The sequence below is a fragment of the Enterococcus sp. genome, from assembly GCF_032555305.1.
In the GTDB taxonomy this organism is placed as follows: domain Bacteria; phylum Bacillota; class Bacilli; order Lactobacillales; family Enterococcaceae; genus Enterococcus_A.
Genome location: NZ_JAWGOQ010000023.1, coordinates 24,567 through 47,731, shown reverse-complemented (window position 1 = coordinate 47,731; position 23,165 = coordinate 24,567). Strand labels below are relative to the sequence as shown.

Annotated in this window: 22 protein-coding genes; 4 read left to right on the top strand and 18 right to left on the bottom strand. The window is 42.1% G+C overall.

The features are described from left to right. Nucleotides 1-10: 10 nt before the first annotated feature. Complete coding sequence (gene rhaA / locus E6139_RS15905) at nt 11-1,294, bottom strand: L-rhamnose isomerase (RefSeq protein ID WP_316404156.1); 1,284 nt, start codon at nt 1,292-1,294, stop codon at nt 11-13. 32 nt (nt 1,295-1,326) lie between these two features. Continuing rightward, a complete protein-coding gene (gene rhaB, locus E6139_RS15900; RefSeq protein WP_316404155.1) occupies nt 1,327-2,784 on the bottom strand; it encodes a rhamnulokinase in 1,458 nt (485 codons plus the stop codon). A 301-nt stretch (nt 2,785-3,085) separates the two neighbouring features. Here rhaB and E6139_RS15895 point away from each other — a divergent pair, with 301 nt between their 5' ends. Further along, nucleotides 3,086-4,081 (top strand): AraC family transcriptional regulator, encoded by a 996-nt coding sequence (locus E6139_RS15895; protein WP_316404153.1) that lies wholly within the window; start codon nt 3,086-3,088, stop codon nt 4,079-4,081. Between the two features lie 20 nt (nt 4,082-4,101). Here E6139_RS15895 and E6139_RS15890 read toward each other — a convergent pair whose 3' ends face one another. After that, nucleotides 4,102-4,455 (bottom strand): fluoride efflux transporter FluC, encoded by a 354-nt coding sequence (locus E6139_RS15890; protein ID WP_316404151.1) that lies wholly within the window; start codon nt 4,453-4,455, stop codon nt 4,102-4,104. Continuing rightward, nucleotides 4,452-4,832, bottom strand: a complete 381-nt coding sequence (gene crcB, locus E6139_RS15885; protein ID WP_316404150.1) for a fluoride efflux transporter CrcB — start codon at nt 4,830-4,832, stop codon at nt 4,452-4,454. The genes E6139_RS15890 and crcB overlap by 4 nt, the downstream gene beginning before the upstream one ends. 137 nt (nt 4,833-4,969) lie before the next feature. On the opposite strand from crcB, the gene E6139_RS15880 reads away from it, so the two are divergent. After that, entirely contained in the window at nt 4,970-5,644 is a 675-nt protein-coding gene (locus E6139_RS15880) for an HAD family phosphatase (RefSeq protein ID WP_316404149.1), read from the top strand. A 49-nt stretch (nt 5,645-5,693) separates the two neighbouring features. Here the strand turns inward: E6139_RS15880 and E6139_RS15875 are convergent, their stop codons facing one another. Genes E6139_RS15875 through E6139_RS15860 form a run of 4 tightly spaced genes read right to left on the bottom strand, consistent with a single transcriptional unit; the run spans nt 5,694 to nt 7,864 of the window. Next, entirely contained in the window at nt 5,694-6,239 is a 546-nt protein-coding gene (locus tag E6139_RS15875; protein ID WP_316404196.1) for an isochorismatase family cysteine hydrolase, read from the bottom strand. A gap of 38 nt (nt 6,240-6,277) precedes the next feature. After that, the gene (locus tag E6139_RS15870) at nt 6,278-6,970 is read right to left on the bottom strand and encodes a 5'-methylthioadenosine/adenosylhomocysteine nucleosidase (protein WP_316404147.1); all 693 of its coding nucleotides are present in this window, start codon (nt 6,968-6,970) and stop codon (nt 6,278-6,280) included. A gap of 37 nt (nt 6,971-7,007) precedes the next feature. Continuing rightward, entirely contained in the window at nt 7,008-7,292 is a 285-nt protein-coding gene (macP, locus tag E6139_RS15865; protein ID WP_316404146.1) for a cell wall synthase accessory phosphoprotein MacP, read from the bottom strand. Beyond that, a complete protein-coding gene (locus E6139_RS15860) occupies nt 7,289-7,864 on the bottom strand; it encodes an NUDIX hydrolase (protein WP_316404144.1) in 576 nt (191 codons plus the stop codon). The genes macP and E6139_RS15860 overlap by 4 nt, the downstream gene beginning before the upstream one ends. A gap of 206 nt (nt 7,865-8,070) precedes the next feature. Here E6139_RS15860 and E6139_RS15855 point away from each other — a divergent pair, with 206 nt between their 5' ends. Together E6139_RS15855 and E6139_RS15850 are read left to right on the top strand one after the other, a co-directional pair. After that, nucleotides 8,071-8,727 (top strand): 5-bromo-4-chloroindolyl phosphate hydrolysis family protein, encoded by a 657-nt coding sequence (locus E6139_RS15855; RefSeq protein WP_316404143.1) that lies wholly within the window; start codon nt 8,071-8,073, stop codon nt 8,725-8,727. Between the two features lie 64 nt (nt 8,728-8,791). Continuing rightward, on the top strand, nt 8,792-9,982 hold the full coding sequence (locus tag E6139_RS15850) for a toxic anion resistance protein (RefSeq protein ID WP_316404142.1): 1,191 nt from the start codon (nt 8,792-8,794) through the stop codon (nt 9,980-9,982). A gap of 114 nt (nt 9,983-10,096) precedes the next feature. On the opposite strand, the gene E6139_RS15845 is transcribed toward E6139_RS15850, so the two are convergent. From E6139_RS15845 to E6139_RS15800, 10 genes are all read right to left on the bottom strand, one after another. After that, nucleotides 10,097-10,960, bottom strand: a complete 864-nt coding sequence (locus E6139_RS15845; protein WP_316404141.1) for a GRP family sugar transporter — start codon at nt 10,958-10,960, stop codon at nt 10,097-10,099. Nucleotides 10,961-11,044: 84 nt separating this feature from the next. Next, on the bottom strand, nt 11,045-12,067 hold the full coding sequence (gene sapS, locus E6139_RS15840) for a two-component system sensor histidine kinase SapS (protein WP_316404140.1): 1,023 nt from the start codon (nt 12,065-12,067) through the stop codon (nt 11,045-11,047). Nucleotides 12,068-12,076: 9 nt separating this feature from the next. Next, nucleotides 12,077-12,748 (bottom strand): two-component system response regulator SapR, encoded by a 672-nt coding sequence (sapR, locus tag E6139_RS15835; protein ID WP_316404139.1) that lies wholly within the window; start codon nt 12,746-12,748, stop codon nt 12,077-12,079. Between the two features lie 71 nt (nt 12,749-12,819). Then, complete coding sequence (locus E6139_RS15830) at nt 12,820-13,173, bottom strand: iron-sulfur cluster biosynthesis family protein (RefSeq protein ID WP_316404138.1); 354 nt, start codon at nt 13,171-13,173, stop codon at nt 12,820-12,822. Nucleotides 13,174-13,251: 78 nt separating this feature from the next. Next, on the bottom strand, nt 13,252-14,745 hold the full coding sequence (locus E6139_RS15825) for a phosphomannomutase/phosphoglucomutase (RefSeq protein ID WP_316404136.1): 1,494 nt from the start codon (nt 14,743-14,745) through the stop codon (nt 13,252-13,254). A gap of 103 nt (nt 14,746-14,848) precedes the next feature. Continuing rightward, entirely contained in the window at nt 14,849-17,269 is a 2,421-nt protein-coding gene (locus E6139_RS15820) for an HAD-IC family P-type ATPase (RefSeq protein WP_316404134.1), read from the bottom strand. A gap of 148 nt (nt 17,270-17,417) precedes the next feature. Then, the gene (locus E6139_RS15815) at nt 17,418-17,927 is read right to left on the bottom strand and encodes a GNAT family N-acetyltransferase (protein ID WP_316404133.1); all 510 of its coding nucleotides are present in this window, start codon (nt 17,925-17,927) and stop codon (nt 17,418-17,420) included. 248 nt (nt 17,928-18,175) lie between these two features. Continuing rightward, complete coding sequence (locus E6139_RS15810; RefSeq protein ID WP_316404132.1) at nt 18,176-19,120, bottom strand: 3'-5' exoribonuclease YhaM family protein; 945 nt, start codon at nt 19,118-19,120, stop codon at nt 18,176-18,178. Continuing rightward, nucleotides 19,117-21,747, bottom strand: coding sequence for an ATP-binding protein (locus E6139_RS15805; protein ID WP_316404131.1), 2,631 nt, complete (start codon nt 21,745-21,747; stop codon nt 19,117-19,119). The genes E6139_RS15810 and E6139_RS15805 overlap by 4 nt, the downstream gene beginning before the upstream one ends. Continuing rightward, nucleotides 21,737-22,918 (bottom strand): DNA repair exonuclease, encoded by a 1,182-nt coding sequence (locus E6139_RS15800; protein ID WP_316404130.1) that lies wholly within the window; start codon nt 22,916-22,918, stop codon nt 21,737-21,739. The genes E6139_RS15805 and E6139_RS15800 overlap by 11 nt, the downstream gene beginning before the upstream one ends. Nucleotides 22,919-23,165: the final 247 nt, after the last annotated feature.

Genomic DNA, 23,165 nt, shown 5'->3' with positions numbered 1-23,165 from the left:
CGCCAATTAATTAGTCAATTGATGTGATCAATTCTTTTTCGCGAGCAGATAACACCTCACGCTCATAATTCATCACTTCGTCGTACCAGTTCATGCCAACGGGTACATTGTTTACTTCACAGAAGTAGTTCCATACATCCGCATAAGGGAAGTCCTTCAATTCTTCTGTCAATGCTAGGCGTTTCGTATAATCACAATTCAATTCCATTTCTTTTAAATCGTTGATTGGTTCAAGTAACGCTTTTAATAAGGCTTTTTGGGTATTACGCGTACCAACGACCCATGCTGCTACACGGTTGATAGTTGCATCAAAGAAGTCTAATCCAATATTGGTTTTATCTAATAGATCATTCCGAACAATTTCTTTACCAATTTCCTGCAACTCATCGTCCATAATCACCACATGGTCAGAATCCCAACGAACAGGACGAGAAACGTGAAGCATGATGCCTTTAGAGAACAGTGCTAGGGAAGATAATTTATTTGAGATAACTTCAGTTGGGTGAAAATGACCCGCATCTAAACAAATCAATTTGTCGCGAGTTAGACCATAGCCCATATAAAACTCATGGGAGCCAACTGTGTAAGCTTCTGCACCTAGACCGAATAATTTACTTTCAACGGCTTCTTGGGTATATTCTTCGTTTAAATCCTCCGCAAAAATCGTATCTAATGACTCCATCATCCGTTTCCGCGGACTGTAACGATCGATTGGATTGTCCTTCATGCCATCTGGCATCCAGAAATTGTTGATACAGGTTTGACCAGTTTCTTTTCCAAGATATTCAGCAATCTTGCGGCTGCGTTTGCCATGCTCGATCCAGAAGTCTCGTACAGCTTGATCGGGGTGAGCCAAAGTCATACCGTCTTTCATCATTGGATGAGAGAAAAAGGTTGGATTGAAGTCCAAACCAACGCCTTGCTCTTTGGCCCATTTAGCCCAGTTTTCAAAATGTTTTGGTTCAATTTCGTTTAACTCAACCGCTTCATCTGTGTCGAGATAAATCGCGTGCAGATTTAATTTATGTGTTCCGGGAATCAAAGAGAAGGCCTTCTCAATATCTTGGCGCAATTGCTCAGGCGTATGCGCAGCCCCTGGATAGTTGCCAGTTGACATGATCCCGCCAGTTAACTCACCATCAGGATTCAAAAAGCCTTTTACATCATCACCTTGCCAGCAATGCATCGAGATTTTTACATCCTGCAATTTTTTTAATGCTGTGTCAGTATCCACACCAATCTCAGCGTAACGAGCCTTTGCATTTTGATACCGTTCTTCTACTGTTTTGCTCATTTTACTTTTCTCCTTTTATGAAATATTTTCTTTTATAATAATGATTTTGTTAACGCTCGATATTTTTCCATCGCTAAACAAGTGTCTGCTTTCGGTTGAAACTCCTTTAGCGGGAACGACTCCTTGATTGCCTCTCGCCCCTCTTCTAATGTGCCAAACCCTTCTGTAGCAACCATTTGAACAATGATATTTCCAATGGCGGTTGCTTCGCCAGGTCCTGCCAATACATTGATTCCACAAACATCCGCTGTTAATTGATTTAAGAAATCATTGTTTGAGCCGCCGCCAACAATGTGGAGCTGCGTGATCGTGCGTCCAGTTATTCTCTCAAGCTTTTCAAGCTCCACTGCGTAACACAATGCCAAGCTGTCGTAAATGCAGCGAGCTAATTCGCCAGCTGTTTCTGGTACTTTTTGGTTCTTTTCACGACAATAGTCTCGGATCTCTTCAATCATGTTCTTCGGGTTCATGAAGCGCTGATCGTTCACATCAATTAAGCTGACGAATGCTTCTTCCTGACTTGCCAATTCAGCAAGCTCAGGATAAGAATATTGATAATCCTGCATCCGAGCGACTTCCTGAATCAACCACATCCCCATGATGTTCTTCAGGAAACGGATTGTTCCTTGAACGCCCCACTCATTGGTGAAGTTGGCATCAAATGCTTCTTGGGTTGAGATGCCATTTTCGATTTCTACACCCATCAATGACCACGTCCCTGAGCTGATATATGCCCAATTGTCGCCTATTCCTGGTGTTCCCACTACTGCTGAAGCTGTATCGTGAGAAGCGATCGTGATAACTGTCGCATTTGGCAAATCATACTCAGGAAATTTTCCTTTCAAAATCGGTCCTAAAAACGATCCTGGCTCCACTGGATCAGGAAACAGCTTTTTATCAACTGCTATCGCTGTTAGAACGTCTTCATCAATTTTTCGTGTCTCCAAATTCATCAATTGCATGGTTGAAGCATTGGTTTTTTCCAATACGGCCTTTCCTGTAAGAACATATCCTAGGTAATCAGGCATCAATAAAAGCTGTTCTGCCTGTTTTAACTTTTCTCGATCTTCCTTAAACAATTGAAAAACGGTATTAAATGGCTGAAGCTGGATGCCGGTCTTTTCATATAAGACCTCTAAAGAGAAGATGCGATCAAAATCTGCCACCGCATTATCTGTCCGGCTATCTCGATAGCTAATGGGTTGACTCATAACTTGTCCATGTTTATTCAATAAACAATAATCAACACCCCATGTATCAATTCCGACATAACAGTTCTCTATTCCTTGCTGTTTCACCTTTTCCAAACCAATCAATAGTTCTTTAATTAAATGATCTGCATCCCAATAATCCGTCCCATCCATATTTGTAAAACCATTTTTGAAGCGATGAATTTCTTCCAACCCGATCTTACCGCTGGAATCCTTTTCAGAGAGAATCAATCGGCCGCTTGATGCGCCAATGTCTACTGCAATGTATGTTTCCGTCATGTTCAAGCTCCTTGTCTTTGAAAATACTCTAATTGCTACCAAACAAATTTATCAATCATTATTGTGCCAAAATTACATCAAGCGAAAAGAACGAAGCTTATCTCCATTCAAATAAATCGCTAATAGGTACAAGAACTGTCATTATAGATATTGATTCGTTATACAGCAGGACTTCTTTTGCTATAGTACAGCTGTAAACCGCTGCTATTTTTATTTACAGACCTATTATCGTAATTTTTGGTTGCGTTCTCAATGACGGGAAGATAGAATGATTGTAACGAATTTACAGGGATGTGTGATTATGCATAAAATTGTCGAAGATTATCTTCGCCATCATAACCAAATCGAAGAAGCGCAATTAAATAAAAAAGAATTCGTAATGGATATCCCATCCATCTCTTTTCAGACTGCTGAAGAAAATATGATCTTGCTCAAAGAGTATTTTCTAAAAAATAATTCTATTTATGTTAGTAAGCATCCTAGATTTGCATCCTATCCAGAGCATAGCCACCATTTCTTAGAATTGAACTATGTTTACTCTGGAAAATCTATCCAATATATCAATGGCCGCCGCGAAATCATTCGTCAAGGCGAAATATTACTAATGGACCGCGGTTCCTCCCATAGTATAGGCGAACACGGAGAAGATGATATTCTCATCAATATCATCTTTCCAAACGACAAGGTCGATATCGATTGGCTCTCTAGTCTGAATGATAAGAATAGCGTGCTCTTTAACTTCTTAGCCCAAACGATGGCAACACGCTCTCGTAAAGAATATCTGATTTTCCGCTGCTCAGAAAACGAACACGTGCAGATGATTCTCGATCAAATGATCGATAAATATTTCATTGAACCTGTCTTCGCTAATGAGATCATCTCCTTATACATTCCAATTCTATTTACGGAGCTGATCGGCAACTGTAAATATGACTTCTACGAGGAGAAAAAAGATAAGACCAACCATCAGGTCGTGATTGATACCTTAAAACTGATCGAGAGGGATTATGCGAATCTGTCTCTGGAAAGTGCCGCTCAACAGCTTGGCTACAATAAAAATTATCTAAGCAATATCATCAAAAAAAAGACCAATGAGACGTTTTCGGAGCTGCTAACCAAGCAGCGCATGAAGCAAGCGAAATTTTTGATTGAAGGTTCCACGCTCCCGATCAGTTCCATTATTGAAATGGTCGGCCTGAAAAACCGCAGTCATTTCTATAAGCAATTTAAAGAAGCATACGGCGTTCTGCCGAATGCTTTCAGAGAAAACAAAAAAGAAGCAGCGTCAAAAGTCTAAAAGACTTTTGCGTTGCTTCTTTATAGTTTGGATCCAATCACGATGCCGATAAAACTCAACAGCAAGCCTAATCCGTAGGAACCGAAAAAATAGCGGTAAAACATGGAACGATCATTCTTCCATAAAACAAATAATTCAAAGTTATAAGTAGAAAATGTCGTGTAGCCGCCCATAATCCCTGTGCCTAAAAATAAATAAACCGTATCGGATAAGTGCAGTCCAAAAAAGATTCCTAATAAGAGGCTGCCCGTCAAATTAATAAAGAAGGTTGACCGCGGCAAGCTTTTGGTCTGGGGTTCAAAATAATTGTTCAAGGTAAAGCGCAGCATCGCACCGATCGCTGCACCGCTGCCGACTAACAATGTTTCGATCATTGATCCGCCACCTTTCTGTGGTAGATTGCTTCACCTAGTACGGTCATGGCTAATCCACCGACAAACGATAGAACCAAATAAAGAAACGCCAATCCAATTTGTCCTGACTGGACTAGTTTCATCGTGTCCAAGGCAAATGACGAAAATGTCGTCAAAGCACCACAAAAACCAACGCCGATTCCTAAAACTAAACGCGCTGAAACATCGATATCACTTAGGATATGTTTGACAATCCAGCTAAAAATGAAGCACCCTAATAAGTTCACCAGCAGCGTCCCTAATGGAAAACCGCTCACAGCAGGAATCCACACGCCTAACCAATAGCGTGCTGTACCGCCGATAAAAGCAAAGAGTGCAATGACTAAGTAGTCCAACATGCTTTTCATCTCCATCTTTTTATTCTTACCTACTATAAAACGATTGATTTGAAGTTGCAAACAAACCTATCTTTTTCATCCGCTTTTTATAAAACATGATAAACTAGGGTTATCTTTGGAAAAAGTGAGGGGTATTTATGAAAGGCATTATTTTTGATTTTAACGGGACAATGTTTTTAGATTCCGATTTACATGAAGCAGCTTGGCTGAAATTGATCCAGAAATATGCGGATAAAGAAGTGACCGAAGAAGAAATCATGAAAAATTTCCATGGCAAAACCAACGATGTGATTTTGCGTAAGTTCGTCTCGTCAACGCTGACAAACGAAGAGGTTCAAAAATTATCGGATGAGAAAGAAAGCTATTATCGTGAAGCACTCATTGCCGCTCCTGATCGTAAACATTTTACGAAAGGGATTGAGGAAGTATTAGACTATTTGAAAGCAGAAAAAATCCCAACGACGATTGCGACAGCATCGCCAAAGGTCAATCTGGATTTCTACTATGACTATCTGGACTTAGGAAGATGGTTCGATTATGAAAAAATCGTTTACTTCAACGGTGAATTTCCGGGCAAACCTGCGCCGGATATGTTCTTGATTGCAGCAGAAAAGATCAAGATGAAGCCAGAAAATTGTCTCGTGATCGAAGATTCTTATTCAGGCTTGCAGGCGGCTCATAATGCCAAGATCGGTACGATCGTCGCGATTGATCCAGAAGGGAAAAACCGCGGAGTCTTTAAAGCAGAGGGTTTAGCACAGGATGGGATCATTGAGGATTTCACCACCTTTATAGCAGACTATTTAAAATAGAAAAAGGCCGTAAGAGTAAGATTACAAACTCTAACTCTTACGGCTTTTATTAAACGATTTTTGCGCCCAATGTATTTTTGAAATGACTCAGCGCCCACGTATGGCCCGTTGCATCGAAGCTGGCAACTGCTTTTTCTGGGATCACTAATTGATACCCCAGATTATAAGCATCTACAGCGGTATGCAGCACACAAATATCCGTGCAGACTCCTGTCAGGCAAAGCTCAGTAATCCCCCGCTCACGCAACCGGATGTCCAGATCAGTCCCGCTAAAGGCTGAATAATGACGCTTGTCGATCCAATAAACGTTTTTCTCTGCGTTGTTTGCTTGATAAAAATCAGCTAGTGATCCATATAAATCGCGACCGGCCGTACCGATCACATTATGTGGGGGAAAAAGTTTATTCTCAGGATGGTACTGATCGCTTGGATCGTGACCATCAATCGCAAAAACGATGAAATCGCCTTGATCAAAATATTCCTTCGTCACAGCTACTAAATCTTGTTCAATCGCCTGACCCGCTTCACCTGTAGTCAGCTTCCCGTCAGTGGCAACAAAGTCATTCGTGTAATCAATTGAAAGTAATGCACGCATCATAAGCTCCTCCTTGATCTAAAACATTTCACTTATCCTTAAACTAAATGATTAACAAATTCAATCACTAATTGAGCGGACAATTCGCCCGTGCGATTAACAAATTCCTCATGGGTTTCCGTCGCTTCACTGTCAGCTGTGTCGCTGATCGCTCGCACGATCAAGAATGGAATACCAAATTGAGCAGCCGTATGCCCAATCGCTGCTCCCTCCATCTCAACGGCTAACGCATCCGGAAAGGCCGCTTTGATCTCATAGATTTTTGAGGGGCTGCTGACAAATGTGTCACCTGAAACTACCAACCCAACGTGGGCAGTTTGATTCATTTTTTTGGTAGCTTCGAGCATCTCGCTTTTCAGATAGGTCGAGCTTTCAAAATACAACGGCATTCCCGGCACTTGACCAATTTTATACCCAAAGGTCGTGGCATCCACGTCATAATAAGCTACCTTATCCGCGACAACTAAATCTCCAACCGCCAGACCCGCACCGATCCCGCCGGCAGTCCCTGTGTTGATAACCATATTGACCTTGTATTGTTGGATCAAAACAGAGGTCGTGATTGAAGCCAATACTTTACCGATCCCTGATTGAACGACGATCACTTCATGATTGCCCAGACTTCCTGAAATGAACAATGCGCCTGATTGCTCCCAAGATAATGGATGCTCCAAGACTTCGCGTAGTGCCTTTACTTCTGGTTCCATTGCACCAATAATACCGATTTTCATAATTATCCCTCAATTTCTTTTAGTTTCATTTTACAGCTTAAATGAAGAAAACAGCCAGCATGACCACGATCAACAATAGTAATACTATGATTATCGCTTTATTCAAAAAGCTGCTGCGTTCCTTTTGCTTTACCCGCTCACTGCTGCGGGATTTTGTGACTGGCTTGTTCTTCTTCAGCTCTTTGCGATACACGTTGCTGATTTCTTTTTCTCTTTTTTCATAGGCTTGTTCCGCAGCTTTGCGTTGTTCCTCTGCCAAACGTTCCTGTTCTTCTTTTCGTTTTCTCAGCTCGCTGCGCGTCACCAAGGGTGATTGGCTCATGCGTGATCTCCCCTTCTACATTGCAGCAATTCCCAATAATTGACTGCAAAGATTGTTTTCGCGTCACAGATCGATCCCTCTTGAATCGCCTGCTTCGCCTCTTCCAATGTTAATTCATATAGCTCCAATACTTCATCATCATCTTGTGGTCGCGGATTTTCTACTTTGACCAGATCGGTCGCAGCATAAATATATAATTTTTCATTTGAAAATCCCGGTGATAGATACATTTCATTTATGTAGGTTAATTTCTCTGTGCGATAACCAGTCTCTTCTTCTAATTCCCGCAACGCTGTCTTTTCCGGATGTTGACCTTCACCAGGATCGATTTTTCCAGCAGGAATCTCCAAAACAACTTTTTCCAACGGCTTTCTGAATTGCTTCACCATAATGATTTTATTTTCTTTAGTAATCGGGATGATCCCTACACCGCCATGATGAAAAACCAATTCACGCTTTGCTGTCCCGCCCATCGGCAAGGCAACATCATCCAAATAAACTTCAATAATCTTTCCCTTAAACAATTCTTTACGATTTAACGTCTTCTCTTCAAAATCTTTATACTCTAACATAGCGACACCTTTCCTCCAAGTAGCTTCAACTCAACGGTTCTGCCTTATTGTATCACAGAAAATTCTTATGTTTTTTCTAAATCTGAAAAATCCATCTTTAGTCCGATACTATTTCTATAGAAATTCATGCTATGATGAGCGTGTAAAGAAATCAAGTAATTTGAATAAATAATGTGAAGGATTATTACTAGACTAGGAGGATTATTATGCGAAGGAAAATATTCCCTATCATCATCGCAGCAATCGGTATTCTCTCCTTTTTTGAAGGAGACTTTGGCGACTATATCGTCTTTTTAATGCTGGTCGTTGGTTTTTGGTTGATTTATCGTGGATTCAAAGGAAGAAAAATCCGTCCACAACAAAAAGAAGAATTACCATTTCTTACTAAAGAAAAAGAAGCTTATTATAAAAAATTGGGTATGAGTGAACGTGAGATCGAATTGTTCCGCGAAACAATGAATCTTTCGAAGCAGCAAGTCTTGCAATTGCAGCAAAATATCCAAAAAAATGCCAAGCTTAAGGCCATTGACCTTCGTCATGAAACATTGAAGGCGGCAAAAGCTTTGTTTAAAGAATTGGTAAAAGATCCAAAACGTTTACCAGAAGCAAGTCAGTTTCTTTATACGCACTTGCCGAACATCGTGGATTTAACGGACAATTATGTCGAAATTAACGGACATGAGGTCAAGTCAAAAGAAGTTTATGGTAAACTAGAGGAAAGCGCTCAAATCATTGATCAGATGGCGGATTTAATCGTAAAAGACTATCAACAATTCGTGGCCGAAGATTTAGAAGACATGGATGTTGAAATCTCGATCGCGAAGAAAAATCTTGACCAAGATCCTGATTTGACCACAAAATAAAAAATTAAAGCTAAACAAAAAAATCTAGCTTAAGCTAGATTTTTTTCGAACAGGAGGACACACAGTGGAACCAGAAAATAAACCAGAGACCAAACCGGTCGACAGCACTTTAGACGATCTACTTAGCAACCCGTTTGGCACCGACGCTTTAACCCCCGTTCAGCAACAAGAAATCTCCCACCTGCAGTCGCAAGAACAAGCAGACCGTTTAGTGGATAAATTGCCTGAAGAACGACAAGCACAAGCGCGGGAACTGGCCAAAAAAATCGATGTCAACGACTCACAGGCTGTAATCAGTTACGGTTCAACCGCTCAAACCAAATTGAGTGAATTCTCGCAATCGATGTTGAATACCGTATCTTCACAAGACATCGGTCCAATCGGCGACTCACTGAACCAATTAATGTATCGCTTAAATGAAGCCAATCCTGATGAATTACGTGTTGGCGAAGGCAATATTTTCCAAAAAATGTTTGGTAAAGTGAAGCAATCGATTTATGAAATCACGACGAAATACCAAAAAATCGGTGCACAAATCGATAAGATCGCAACAAAATTGAACGTCGAAAAAGATGGTTTGTTACGTGACAACCAAATGCTGGAAACTCTTTACAATAAGAACAAAGATTACTTTGATGCGTTGAACATCTATATCGCCGCAGCTGAATTGAAGGTCGAAGAAATGAAGCTGACGACGATTCCAGAAGCGACAGCCAAAGCCCAAAGCTCTGGTGATCAAATGGATGTCCAAGTCGTCAACGACTATACTCAATTCTTGGATCGTTTAGATAAACGAACCCACGATTTAAAATTGGCTCGTCAAATTACGATCCAACAAGCGCCGCAGATTCGCTTGATTCAGAACACCAACCAAGCATTGGCTGAAAAAATCCAAGCTTCGATCAATACAGCGATTCCTTTATGGAAGAACCAAGTAGCGATCGCTTTGACCCTGTTACGCCAAAAAGACGCTGCTACAGCGCAACGTCAAGTTTCTGAAACAACCAACGATCTGCTGAAGAAGAACTCAGAGATGCTGAAGATTTCAACGATCGAGACTGCCAAAGAAAACGAACGCGGGATCGTCGATCTGGAAACATTACAGCAAACTCAAAACGACCTGGTGGAAACACTGGAAGAAACCTTGCGTATCCAAAAAGAAGGTCGCGAACGTCGCCAATTGGCCGAGATCGAGATCGGTCATATGGAAAACGACTTGAAGCAAAAACTAATGGAATTGAATTCCGGACAATAAAAAGCTTTATCGGATATCTCTCTGGAGGTATCCGATTTTTTTATTTTCAAAAAAAGACCCGCCGGCTCAAAGCTGACAGGTCAATACTCAGCAGCAACTACATTTGCTGCTGCATTATGCTTTCATATAGCCTAACACGACACCGCCGACGATGATCAGCAGACAGCCGATAATGACATAGTACATTTCTTTTTTTGTCTTACGTTCGCCCAACAGGAAGATCCCGCCTAACGTTGAGATAATAATCCCCATTTGCGACAAGGAGAAACCAATCGCAAGGCCGATATTTTGAACACTTAAAAGCATGCAGACATTCCCGATGCCCCACAATAAGCCGGAAGCCATATTGCGCCAAACATAACGATCGACTTTCGCTTTACGAAAGGCAAAGAAGCTGGCTCCGACTAACATGCCGACACTTTGCGGCAAGATGATCGCCAACGGATCAAGACCTGCCCAAGTAATGATGATCGTGTAGACACCATAACCTAGTGTCGAGAAGATCAATGATCGGAAACCTTTGCCGAAGTTCAACATACTGTCATCTGTCTCTACACCGCTTTCGTCATCCTTACGCGCTGTTAAGTAGGCACCCAAGACAAGTAATGCTAATGCGATAAAACCAAAAATATAATCTTTAGTCTTTGTCCATTCATGAAAGAATACGGCACCGGCGACGGTATTCAAAATCAATTGAAACCCGGTTGAGATCGGCAGACCAACCGAAACACCCATATATTTCATCCCGTGAAACTGACCGTTCTGACCGATTGACCAAAAGAGACCTGACAAGAAACCAATTAACAAAATCCAACCGCTCATTGCCGGCTGTACGATAAAATAGGTCACTAATGCAAAAACAAAAGCACCCATCGTCATTCCTAAGGTTTGCTGATTGGCGTCGCCGCCTAATTTTCCACTCACCAAAGCAATGCTTCCCCATGCTACCATCGGTATTAGGGCAATCAAAATACTCATAAACTTACTCCCTTCAATTCACAACTGGAATAGTTTAGCGAAAAAAAGGAAATTTAGCAATCAAAAACAAAAAATTTAAAAAAATTAGCGTTCTTCATGATAATAATCTAATCGAGGGAAAAACAACGTCATCGTGGTTCCCTGATTCATTGTCGATTCTGCGGAGAGTTCGACCCCAAGTTTTCCCGCTAACGTTTTGGCTAGATACAATCCCAGTCCTGTCGAATGCTGTTGTGCTTTACGTCCATTTTCTCCAGTAAAGCCCTTATCAAAGATTCTTCCCAAATCCTCTGAGGGGATGCCGATTCCGCTATCTTGCAGCTTCAAGGCGATCCCGCCGCTTTTCTTCTCGATCGTGATATTGATCTGACCATGATCTGGTGTATACTTGATTGCATTACTTAAAAGCTGCCGGAAGATAAATTCGATCCACTTCGCATCCGTCAGTACTTTTGCATCCTCTTCTGTCAGGGTTAATTGCAGATTTTTTTGAATAAAATAGTTGGCTTGACTGCGAATGATCGGCTGAATGATTTTTTTCAATGAATACTCCTGAATCAAATAATCATTTACAAATTCATCGGAACGAGAATAATAGAGAACCTGCTCGACATACTCATCAATCTGCTGAATCTCATTCTGCAGCAGGACAAACTTGTCATCAGGAATGTCAAATTCAATCGAGTTCAAGATCAAATCAACCGCCGCTAACGGCACCTTGATTTCATGGATCCATGAATCCATGTAATCCTTCTGATCCTTTTGGCTGTCTAGCAATTGCTCAACCATTAGATGATGCTCGCGCACTTGTTGATTTACATACTCCTGAATCAGCTGTTCTTCATTGTTGGCGGCAGATTCTACAAAATGCTGCAGGTGCGACTCCTCTTGCTTATCAAAGGTTCGGAACCACTTTTTTCGACGATAAAAATCAATCGTAAAAAAGAGGAAAACCAAAAATAATTGCAGAATCAGCAAATAACTGAGATTGTCCCAAAAGCCATGCAGATCCGGCGTCAGCCAAACCATAAAGACCAGCAATAAGCTCAAAACTGCCCAGCCTAATAAGACTAGCAGCCGATCTTTTAAATACTTGATAAATGTCATAGCAGCACCTTATGGGACGATATAGCCTTGTCCGACTTTCGTTTGGATATAATCATCAATCCCGGCTTGTTCGATCTTTCGACGCAGCCGATTGATGTTGACCGTCAATGTATTATCATCAACAAAGCGTTCATCATCCCAAAGCGCACGCAATAACTTGTCCCGACTCAAGATTTTCCCATGCTGCTTCATCAAGATAAACAATAGACGGTACTCATTTTTACTGAGATCAACCACCTCTTCATTGATCGTCATACTGCTGTTGTCGATATTTAACGTGATTCCGTTGTGCTCTAATTCTTCGCCGCTTTCCGCATAATTGTATGAACGCCGCAGCAACGCGTTAATCTTGGCTACTAAGATATCGACCTGAAACGGCTTGGTAATATAATCATCTGCTCCCATATTCATCGCCATGATTTGATCCATATTCGTATTTCGGGAAGAGATAAAAATAATCGGTACCTTGGAGACTTCACGGATTTTCTGGCACCAATAATAGCCATCATACACAGGCAGATTGATATCTAACAAAACTAGTTGCGGTGCAATTTGTTCGAATTCCTCAAAGACTTGATTAAAATTCGTGGTCTGATAAACGTCGAACCGCCATTTCGTTAACTCTTCACCAATCAACTGACGAATCACTGCTTCATCTTCCACGATCATGATTTTTGCCATTTTATTCCCCCGCTTTTTTCTTTTCATCATATCAAAAATCAAGAAAAAAAAGAAAGACGATCCTTTAGAAATTAATTTTTGGTAAAATCGATAAACCCTAAGTTATCATCAATCATGCCGCCTTCACCAGATAAGCTGAAGGTGCTGAGACGTGGATTAAATTTGATTCGCATTTCCTCCTGCAAATCTTCCTTCGAATACCCTTTGATCCAAAAATCACCGATCTCTGATGGAATTTTTTCATCATAGTCGGTTTTGTTCATTTTGTTGGAAATAATGTTAATGGAAAACTGTGTCTGCATGTGAATCATGGCATGCTGTGAATACGGACCTACCCCGTCTTCAAATGTTAACAAAAATACTTTATCTGCTCCTAAATAAGTAGAAAGTTTTTCTTTTGCTGCTTCATCAAATGTAATTTGCATGATAATCTTTCCTCCTGAAAAAAGCTCCTTCGTTCTGATTCTTATCATCGAACGAAGGGGCTTTTTTTGCAAGGATTCTTACTTATTCAATTGCTGATCCAGTTTCGTTAATTCAATTTGCGAATCTTGTGCCAAAATCTCACGAAAGATTGGTAATTGTTTTTGTATTTGATCGGCTTGATCGTTTTCCACCTGCATCACTAATAATGGTTCATGCAAGCTCAGACGCAGCAGCATCCAGCCTTTACCATAGGGGTCTGTCACAGAAAAACGCACGCCCTCTTGATTCTCAAGATTCTCTGCAAACCCAGCTTGCTTCGGCAACTCGTTACGGAACTTTTCGATCATTTGCTGGCCGACTTCTTTATAGTTTTCACCGTTGATCGTATAGCGAATTTCTAAGGTTTCCACCGGCTGCTCCAGTTCGGCCATCAAATCAGTCAGCTCTCGGTTTTCTTTTTGTAATTTCGGCAACAACATTAAAACTTTCGCGATGACATAAGCCCCATCATCCAAGAAATAATTTTCTTTGAAGGCTGCATGAGAGCTGGTTTCGATCGCTAGTTGGCAATCGATCCCTTCCTCATTCAATTCGATCGCTTTATTGATGACATTGCGATAACCAGAGATATAACGATATTGCTTGCCGCCTTTTTCTTCAATGAAGTTTTTCAAATGATCCGATGTCGGCGAATTTGTCACGATCGTACTACCGGGATGTTCCTGCAAAACGATCGCAGATAATACGGCGATCAAGTTATTGCGGTTGATCATTTGACCATCTTTAGAAACAATTGCCGAACGATCGACATCCGTATCAAAGATCACACCAAGATCGGCTTTGTTCTCAAGCACTGCCTGCTTAATACTCGCCATCGCTTCTTTATTATCAGGATTCGGAATATGGTTTGGAAAATTCCCGTCAGGCTCCAGAAATTGCGAGCCGCTGGTATCAGCACCTAGAACCGCCAACACCTTATCCGCAAAATAGCCGCCTGCCCCGTTACCCGCATCAACAACGATCTTCAACCCCTTTAATGGCTGATCACTACCGCTGCCGCGTTGGATTTTTTCAACTAAGTCAGCCGCATAACGCGATAACAAATCCGCTTGCTTCACACTGCCAGCCGCTGCTTCACTTGCTTCGGTATGTGTCAAAATGTAGGCGATATCACTTTTCTCCGCGCCGCCTGACTGACTGAAGATCTTGATACCATTGAAATAAAACGGCAAATGACTCGCTGTCAGCATAATCCCCGCCTCGCAAGCAAACTCGTCAAACTGCGTTGCCATAAACAAAGCTGGCGTCGTCGCTAAACCGAAATCCAATACCTCACAACCCGCTGACTCAAAAACGGATACCAGTGCCCCCTTTAGCTCTGGTCCAGTCAGCCGACTATCATGTCCGATCCCAATTTTAAAAGGACGTTGCACACCTTTATCTGTTAACCAATTAAGAATCCCTTGTGCAATCACGCGAGCTTCTTCCACACCTAAATTTTTTACCTTATCCTCAGCCGTGATAGCGATTCCACGAATATCTGAACCATTTTGCAATTTCGTTAACTCCATTGATGAACCTCCTTCAATCCTACTTTTAGTTCATTATACCAAAAATCCCGAAAAAGAAAGCCTTTTCCGGGAAATTTTATCAATTTAAGTAATTCTTACTGTTTTAAATGACACGAGATTTAGGGTTCTTTTTCGCCTGCCGCTTCTTCTGCCAGCGAATTCGCCAATCTACTAATTTATCCATTACGAACGTTAACCCTTTAAACAGCCAGTAAATACCAAAGGTCAACGGAATCACAAAGAACAAATTCCGATTCCAAAGCTTGTCAAAATCGAAAAACTCTCTTAAGAATAGATAACAGCTTAGATAGGCGGTACTCAAGACAGCAATCAAAGCAATTTTCTTCTTATCTAACGGAAACGAAACTTTGTATAACACAAGCAAGCCGACACAGCCTGTCAAAAAGACCGACATAGTAGAAGTTGCCTGATAATCCAGATCAAATAATGCATTTGTCAGTTGGATGATCATTACCGAGCTGACGACTGTCAACGCTCCAGGGAGTGAGACACGCAAAATATTGTTTAAGAAATCTCCTTTGATTCGTTCATAGCTTGGTTTCAACGCCAAGAAGAAGGAAGGAATCCCTACCGTCAATGCATTGATTGGCGTCAGCTGAACCGGTTCGAAGGGATAAGGGCTAGTTAGGATCATGAAGATTACCGCTAACATTAAAGAATAGATCGTCTTTACTAAATACATTGAAGCCACACGCTCAATATTGTTGATCACTCGCCGACCTTCGTTTAACACATTCTGCATTCGGGCAAAGTCTGAATCCAACAGAATTACATCTGAGGCTGCGCGTGCGGCACTGCTTCCGTTTGCCATCGCCACACCGATATCCGCTTCACGCAATGCCAGCACATCGTTGACGCCATCACCGGTCATACAGACCGTGTGATTTTCCTTTAACGCGCGGATCAAGGATTGCTTTTGTTTGGGTGTCACTCGACCAAAGACGGTAGTAGTATCCACTAAAGCCTTGTAATCAATCGGCTCTTCTAAGCTGGACATATCAATAAAAGCTTCGGCATTTTTTATGCCGGCTTTTTGAGCGATTTTTGAGACGGTCAAGGGATGGTCTCCTGAAATCACTTTTAATTGCACATCCTGTTTCGCAAAGTAACCAAACGTCGCCCGCGCATTCTCCCTCAAATTATCTGATATGATCAACGTTGCTAGCAGACGCGGTTCGTAGACCAGCTCTTCTTCCAACGTTCCGGGATATTCCACTAATACCAAAACTCGCTGACCGGCTTCAAGATAAGGTTGGATCTTTGTTTGCATTTCGGCGGACATATTTTCGAAAATGAACTCTGGGGCGCCAAAGGCAAAACTACCTTGTTCTTTAAATGTTACACCGCTCCATTTCCGTGCAGAAGAAAAGGGAACGATTTTTTCCGCCTGCCAATCAGCCACAGCTGGAAAGGCTTCGCGTAAAGCTTTTGCAGTGGCATTTTGATCCTTTAACTGATCCATTAAAGCTCCCATGATCGTGTTCAGACGATGATCAGAGATTCCTTCAAGTAAGGCTTCTTCAAACTTCAATGTGCCGTCAGTGATCGTACCAGTCTTATCCAAACAGATCACATCTACACGCGCTAACGTTTCTATAGAGGGCAATGCTTGCACCAGCACCTTTTTCCGTGCTAAATTCGCCGCCCCTACAGCGAAGGCGACACTTGTCAACAGCATCAAGCCTTCAGGAATCATACTGACCAATGCCGCGACTGTACCTAATACTGCCTGTTTGATGGAATCTGAAGCTTGATATTGACTATAGAACAATCCTAATCCCACCGGAATGATCACAATCGTCAAAACAGCGATCATACGGCTCAATACTTTGGTCAACTCGGAGCTGCCTGTTTTTTTCGTTTTTGCTTCACTCGTTAATTGCTCAGCAAAATTGTCTTTCCCAACTGCCGTAGCTCGGTAAAAGCATTCGCCAGCCGTAACAAAGCTGCCGCTAAACAGCTTGTCACGCTTCGCTTTTTGAACCCGATCCGCCTCGCCGGTTAACAACGATTCATCGACTTCAATGCCGTCACCCGCCAGCAAATTCCCATCCACTGGAACCTGATCACCGTTACGCAGATAGAGCACATCGCCCAAAACGATCGCTTCCTGATCGATCTGCTTTAATTTTCCCTCGCGTAAAACGACCGCTTTTGTCTTCGCTAAGACTGATAATTTATCAATGGTGTGCTTCGCCCGTAATTCTTGAATGATCCCGATCAACGTGTTGATGACCACTACTCCGAAAAACAAGGTATTTTTTGGTGAGCCGACTAGTAGCACTAATAATGCCAAAACTAAATTCAGAATGTTAAAGATATTGATCGTATTTTCTTTGACAATTTCTTTATCCGATTTCAATAAGTTTTCTTCAACTTGATTGGTCTGACCTTGTTCAATTTTTAGTTGAACTTCTGAGGCTGATAACCCTTCAATGTCAGCTGGAATCTCCACCTCATCAAAATTTTCTTCCACCGTTTGAACGTCTTTCTTTTTTTTCATCCGGTTTCACCTCATCTCATTTACAACAATAAAATTTATTTCTATGTTTATCTTACCACTACTTCCATTTTAAATCGGGACAGAGCATTTCACTTAAGCAACTTGTAATCTATTGATTCTATATGTGGAACAAGCAGTTATCGACGTCTTAGCTTCGAATGGAATAGACATAATGAGGCATCTGAACCCCTCGATAATGCTTTACAAATTCACCACAACGCGTCATCCCATTTCTTTCAGCGACCTTTTGCGAGGCCAGATTCGTATCTCGGATGATCGAAAAAACCTCGGTCGCCTTTAGCTGTTCAAAAGCATAGTGCTTACAAGCGATAGCTGCCTCACTGGCATAACCATGGTGCCAAAACACTCGCTGAAATAAGTAGCCGATCTCTAAAACCCGACGTCCAGCAAAATCCTGCCAAGTCAGTCCACACTGTCCGATCATTTCTTCTGTTTCCTTTAGAATTACAGCCCATAGACCAAATCCGTCGCGACGATAGTTTCCGATTTGCTTCTCTAACCAGTCTTGAACCTCCTGATCGCTAAAGGCTCCCTCATAGGCATACATCGTTTGATCATCCTGCAAAATCTTGCTTAAGGAGCCAAGATCTGATGGCTGTAATTCCCGCAAATAAAGTCTTTCTGTTTCAATAATCATCTTTTCACCCCTCACAGCTAATTCATTTTAAAGTAGCCATTTTTCTAAACTCAAGAAAGCAGCTAATTCATTTTAAAGTATTCATTTTTCTAAACACCAGAAAAATGACTTTTATTTTCATTTCGCATACGATCCAACTATACTTCGTGTTCTATAGCTTGCTATCAAAAGTTTGTACTTGTCTCAAACAGAATAAACTGCGAAAAGTTGGACTCGCAAATAAGCCGCGAAAATTCGCGGCTTAGGCTTTATATATCTTTTGGTACATAGAAACTACGATTATCCATCCCGAAAATCCGTTCCGTATAGGTGCCTGGCTCAGCATTTTTCACGGCACTGGACATCATTTGCATCGATGCATCGATATTGTCGATTTGATGCAGGATCTCGGCTTCCATGATTCTTGGGCGTACTGGTGAACCATACTCTAACAAACCATGATGAGACAACACCATGTGGCGCAAGACCACGATGTCTTCATCCGCATCGCTGATCTTTAATTCTGCACAGGCTTTGGTGATCTCTTCATCCACTAAAACCAGATGACCAACTAGATTCCCAACAACAGTATACTCAGTCGAAGAAGGACCTGTCAGCTCAATCACTTTACCTAAGTCATGAATAATGATCCCCGCGTATAGTAATGACGCATTCAGCTGCGGATATTCCTTCACGATCGCTTTGCCAAGTCGCAGCATCGTCAATGTATGGAAGGCGAGTCCGCCGGCAAAAGCATGGTGATTACGTTTCGCTGCTGGAAACTCAAAAAATTCCTTTTGGTATTTATTTAGTAAAAAGCGGACGATTCGATTCCAATGGGCGTTCGTGATCTCAAACAAGGTTTTGTTGATCTCTTCTTCCATCTCATCCCGCTTGATCGGTGCACGCTCCATGTATAATGCAGGATCGTTAGGCTCTTCTGGCTTTGTTGTGCGAAGGTGCATGATCTTGACCTGCGGATTTCCCTGATAGATTTCCCGCTTGCCGTTCAGAAAGACGACCTGTCCTGCTTTATAGCGTTTGATCTCTTCTTCAGACGCGTCCCAAAACTTGCCGTCGACGGTTCCAGAAGTATCCTGGAACGTAAAGGCAATAAATTTTTTCCCGTTTTTGGCTAAACGAACATCGGCATTTTTGATCAACACATACATCTCAAACTGCTCATCGACCGTTAACTCTTTGATTTTTTTCATCGTTGGACTCCCTTCAATTCCCAGACTGGCTGGTGAAGCTCTTGATAATAGCTTACCATTTCTTGGTCAGATGACAAACAAATGACTTGATATTTTTCACTAAATTGCTGTAATAATTTGGCAAATTGATACTTGCGCTGATGATCGTAATGCAGCCAGCCATCATCGATGATCACTGGACACAGTGGATGCTTTTGCTGTAAAGCCAGATAGGCAAAGCGAAAAGCCATCATGACCTGATCCTTCGTTCCAGTCGAAAGATTGTACAGACTCAGTTGATCGACCGTCAACAGACCTTCTGAAAAATCCAACCGGCTATGGGCATTGTTGGTCAGCAATTGGAAATAGCTGGTCGCTTGCTTTAATAACTCCGGCAATTGCTGCTCTGACAATTCTGTCGCGATATCCTGTAATAATTGATTCTCTAATTTCGCCACCGCATAATCAGTCATCAATTTTTCTACCAATGCTCGCTGCTGACTCGCTTGCTGGTAAAGACTATCTAGTGTGCCATCTGATTGCATCTGCTGGATTTGCAAACGTGATCGTTGCTCTTGCTCCTGTAATTGATGGAGCTGCTGCTCACCTGTTTGATTCTCCTGTTGTAAGCTACGCAAGGCAGCCTCAATTTCTGCAAGTGTTGTCTCCTGTTCAAACAGCGGCGCAACACTTTCCGATAACTCTTTTAAGCGCATTTGCTTTTGGCGAACCTCTGTCTCATGCTGTAAAAAGGCCGGAATCTCTGATGGATAGGCCAAACGGAATTGCTCCAATAAGGCTTGATACCGATCTAAGAGTTGTTGCTGCTGCTTTTGCGTTTCGTGAATACGCTGCTGCAGAACAGTATTCTCTTGATAGGTTTGCGCAAAGCGAATCTGCTCCATTTCCTTGGCAAATTGCTCTAACGTCTCGAATTTTTCCGATAGATTTTTCTCCTGCAGCGGCAACCATTCTGACAAAAACTCAAAACGCTGCTCCTGCTGCATCAGATTTTGGCGTAACACCGATTGACGCTCCTGCAGCTCTTTACTAGCTTGAAGCTGCGCCAAATAATTTTGTGCTCGCTGATTGTCTTGGATCGCCGCAAACTCATTCTCGGCATTCGAAAGATTTCTTTGACGCAGTTCACTTTGAATCTGGTCAAATAGTCGTTGGACTTTTTGCTGGTTCTTGACAGTCTTTTCTGTCATTTCTGCTACTTGGCCTTCATACACATCTAATTGTCCTAATTTTTCCTGCCATGTGTCTTTATCCGCTGGCTTGTTTTGCTTAAGGGCACCGCCAATTCCACATAAAGCTGCCGCAACTATCAAAATATAGCGCAATGGTGCAGGTAAGAAGAAAGCGGCTATCAGTCCAACGCCTGCTGCAATAAACAGCCACGGCGAATTCTTCTTACTATTAAATAGTTCAGGATGTTTTTGCTCATAAGCATTCAGACTGGCCTCTGCTTGATCTCGTTGTTCCTTGACTAAGCCTAGACGTATTTTTTGTTCCTCCAGCTCCTTTTGCTGGGTCTGAAGCGGCGCAAAAAGTTTCTGAAGCGCGGCTTCATCAGCAAATGGCCGCGGCGGGTTTTGTTGCCAGTTTGTTGGGCTTGTAGCCGTTTGAGCTAGCTTGATCGCGATTCGCTGCTCTTCATCCAACATACGGGTGATGGCGACTTTTTCAGCTAATAGCTGCTGGATACGTGCTTCATTTTCTAAATAAAAATAATAACGGGCCGATTCTTGGTTGCCGCTATGCTGCTGCAGAGCCGTATGCAGTTTTTCCTGTTCCTTCATCAACTGCTGATACTCTTGATAGAAGGATTGAAGTTCCGCTTGTTCCGCTTCAGTCGCAGATTGGTGCAAGTCCATCTTTTGCAGTTCTAGATATTCTGCATAGCCTGACCAATTCATCCGCTGCTGCTCCAAAACTAGCTGCCGTTCCTGCAATTTGCGATTCTGGGCGGCCTGCTGGGCAACCTGTCGTTTTTCATTATCCGCTTGACGAACAAGTTGCTGAAAGCCTGCCTCTTGCGCCTCTTTTTCTTTGATCTTTTGCTGTAAACTTTGATAGCTCACTAAGGCTTGATTCAACGGTTGCTTACGTCCCCGCGGTCGATAAATTCCTTCATAATTATTTTTCAACCGGATTCTCTGCTCAAACAGTTCATTACTGCCGGATAAGCCTAAAGAAATCAGCGCTTCGTGCAGATTTTCTTCACTTAGCGCATCTAATTGCTGAAGCTGCTCCTGTTGAAAGGTAAAAACCTGACGAAACAGCTGTTGATTCAGTGGATAGAGAATCTTTTCCAATAAATCTTCTTCCCCCCGCTGTCCATCCTCCAGTAAAACTTGAGCTTTGCCTTTATTTTTGGCTTTATATCGTTCAACCGTTACCGCACCATAAGTCGGGTGGACAATTAGCAAGCGTCCGCCAAAACCACTACCGTCATTCGGTGTATAATCTTGACCTTTTTTCCGTTTTGCAGGAAACCCAAATAGAATCGCTTGAATGAACTGATACAGCGTTGATTTACCTGCTTCATTCAACCCATAGACTAATTGGTTTTTCGCTTCAAAAAGAAACGTTTGCTGACGCCATTTGCCGAAGCTGGTGATTTCTGCTTTTTTAATCCACATCAGCGTTCCCCCTAAACCGATAGCTTTGTGCCATCTTCTCTTTTAACAGCGTCACCGTATCGACTCTAAATTCCTGATTCATCGAACTGTGGAGCTGCGGATTTTGTTCCAGCTCATTCAGCAGTTCACTAAAAATCTCCGGTGTTTGATACGTCGCCATCAGCTGATCCACTAATTTCTCATCAACTGTCAGATAAGGGCGTTCTGTCGGTGAATCGGCTAAGCTTAATTGCCATAGACAGATTTCCTGCGAGCTTTCCTCCTGCAAAGCTTCCAATAGTTCTCCAGAAGCTACTTGATACGCCAGCTCTTCCCCTAAATTCCCAGTATCACTGAATTCTAAATGCAGCAACGTCGGCTTGTCTACCGCTAATCTTCGGACTAGCGGAAATAGCTCACGGGGTTGCCGAATACCTGCCAAAGAAAGTGTTCGTCTTTCCCAACGAATCACTTCAACGGGAATTGATCGCGGAAGCAGCTGATTACCCTGACTTTCAACAATCGTCACTCCAGCCAGATTTATTTCTTTTTGAGTATGCCCTTGGGGTGTCCCTGGATAAATCACATAGGGCTGTTGAGATAAAACCTGCGGCACATGGATGTGACCCAATGCCCAATAATCGTAGCCCTTTGCTGCCAGCTCCGTTACTTGAAACGGCGCATAAGGCAGCTGCCCTCCATGGTACATTCCGATTTGAAAATCAACCGCCCCTTTATGAGGAAAGCTTTCAAGCATCGCTGCTTCGATCGTTGGATGCTGGTAGCTAAAGCTGGTGATGCCGACCTGCTCACCGGCCTTTGTCACAAACTTCTTCGTTTCCACCCGCTCATCGTCAAATAACTGAATATTCTCTGGAAAAGCAAACCAATACCGGTCTGCTTGATAAAAATCATGATTGCCAAAATTCATAAAAACCGGAATGTCCGCTTCAGCTAAGCGATCCATTTCCTGAAAGAAATAACGCTGAGTTTTCAAGGTAGGACGGTTTTGATGAAACGTGTCCCCAGCTAGTAAAACGAAATCTACCGCTTGAGTAATCGCCGTATCAACAATATTCTTCAACATTTTTTGATTCGCCGTCACTAATTGCTTTTGAAAATACTCGGGTACGTTTGTTAAGCCTTCAAAGGAACGATCCAAGTGAAGATCAGCTGCGTGTAAAAATTTCATTTTCTCCCCTCCTCATCCTAGTATTGGACTAATTTTCAATAAATCCAATCCCATTTATTTTACCATAAAAAAACGAAAACTTGTTCGTATTTTGATAATAGGTATCTGCTAAAAAAATACTATACAAATATGGGAATCCATAGTATTATGACTATATATTATACATTGGTCACAATGTTTTTTTAACAAGTACAATTAGGTGATTGTCTTTTTTTACTCGCGTAATGACCAAATTTAACAAAATGGT

Excerpts from the sequence above, each read along its gene's own strand:
- rhaB (WP_316404155.1), bottom strand. The coding sequence starts at position 2,784 with ATGACGGAAACATACATTGCAGTAGACATTGGCGCATCAAGCGGCCGA.
- E6139_RS15860 (WP_316404144.1), bottom strand. The coding sequence starts at position 7,864 with ATGTTAGAGTATAAAGATTTTGAAGAGAAGACGTTAAATCGTAAAGAA.
- macP (WP_316404146.1), bottom strand. The coding sequence starts at position 7,292 with ATGAGCCAATCACCCTTGGTGACGCGCAGCGAGCTGAGAAAACGAAAA.
- E6139_RS15830 (WP_316404138.1), bottom strand. The coding sequence starts at position 13,173 with ATGCAAATTACATTTGATGAAGCAGCAAAAGAAAAACTTTCTACTTAT.
- E6139_RS15895 (WP_316404153.1), top strand. The coding sequence starts at position 3,086 with ATGCATAAAATTGTCGAAGATTATCTTCGCCATCATAACCAAATCGAA.
- E6139_RS15810 (WP_316404132.1), bottom strand. The coding sequence starts at position 19,120 with ATGAAAAAAATCAAAGAGTTAACGGTCGATGAGCAGTTTGAGATGTAT.
- sapR (WP_316404139.1), bottom strand. The coding sequence starts at position 12,748 with ATGGCAAAAATCATGATCGTGGAAGATGAAGCAGTGATTCGTCAGTTG.
- E6139_RS15800 (WP_316404130.1), bottom strand. The coding sequence starts at position 22,918 with ATGAAATTTTTACACGCAGCTGATCTTCACTTGGATCGTTCCTTTGAA.
- E6139_RS15880 (WP_316404149.1), top strand. The coding sequence starts at position 4,970 with ATGAAAGGCATTATTTTTGATTTTAACGGGACAATGTTTTTAGATTCC.
- E6139_RS15805 (WP_316404131.1), bottom strand. The coding sequence starts at position 21,747 with ATGTGGATTAAAAAAGCAGAAATCACCAGCTTCGGCAAATGGCGTCAG.
- E6139_RS15870 (WP_316404147.1), bottom strand. The coding sequence starts at position 6,970 with ATGAAAATCGGTATTATTGGTGCAATGGAACCAGAAGTAAAGGCACTA.
- rhaA (WP_316404156.1), bottom strand. The coding sequence starts at position 1,294 with ATGAGCAAAACAGTAGAAGAACGGTATCAAAATGCAAAGGCTCGTTAC.
- E6139_RS15815 (WP_316404133.1), bottom strand. The coding sequence starts at position 17,927 with ATGATTATTGAAACAGAAAGACTTTATTTGCGGGAATTACAGCCATCA.
- crcB (WP_316404150.1), bottom strand. The coding sequence starts at position 4,832 with ATGTTGGACTACTTAGTCATTGCACTCTTTGCTTTTATCGGCGGTACA.
- E6139_RS15875 (WP_316404196.1), bottom strand. The coding sequence starts at position 6,239 with ATGCGTGCATTACTTTCAATTGATTACACGAATGACTTTGTTGCCACT.
- E6139_RS15855 (WP_316404143.1), top strand. The coding sequence starts at position 8,071 with ATGCGAAGGAAAATATTCCCTATCATCATCGCAGCAATCGGTATTCTC.
- sapS (WP_316404140.1), bottom strand. The coding sequence starts at position 12,067 with ATGACATTTATCAAGTATTTAAAAGATCGGCTGCTAGTCTTATTAGGC.
- E6139_RS15890 (WP_316404151.1), bottom strand. The coding sequence starts at position 4,455 with ATGATCGAAACATTGTTAGTCGGCAGCGGTGCAGCGATCGGTGCGATG.
- E6139_RS15825 (WP_316404136.1), bottom strand. The coding sequence starts at position 14,745 with ATGGAGTTAACGAAATTGCAAAATGGTTCAGATATTCGTGGAATCGCT.
- E6139_RS15845 (WP_316404141.1), bottom strand. The coding sequence starts at position 10,960 with ATGAGTATTTTGATTGCCCTAATACCGATGGTAGCATGGGGAAGCATT.
- E6139_RS15820 (WP_316404134.1), bottom strand. The coding sequence starts at position 17,269 with ATGAAAAAAAAGAAAGACGTTCAAACGGTGGAAGAAAATTTTGATGAG.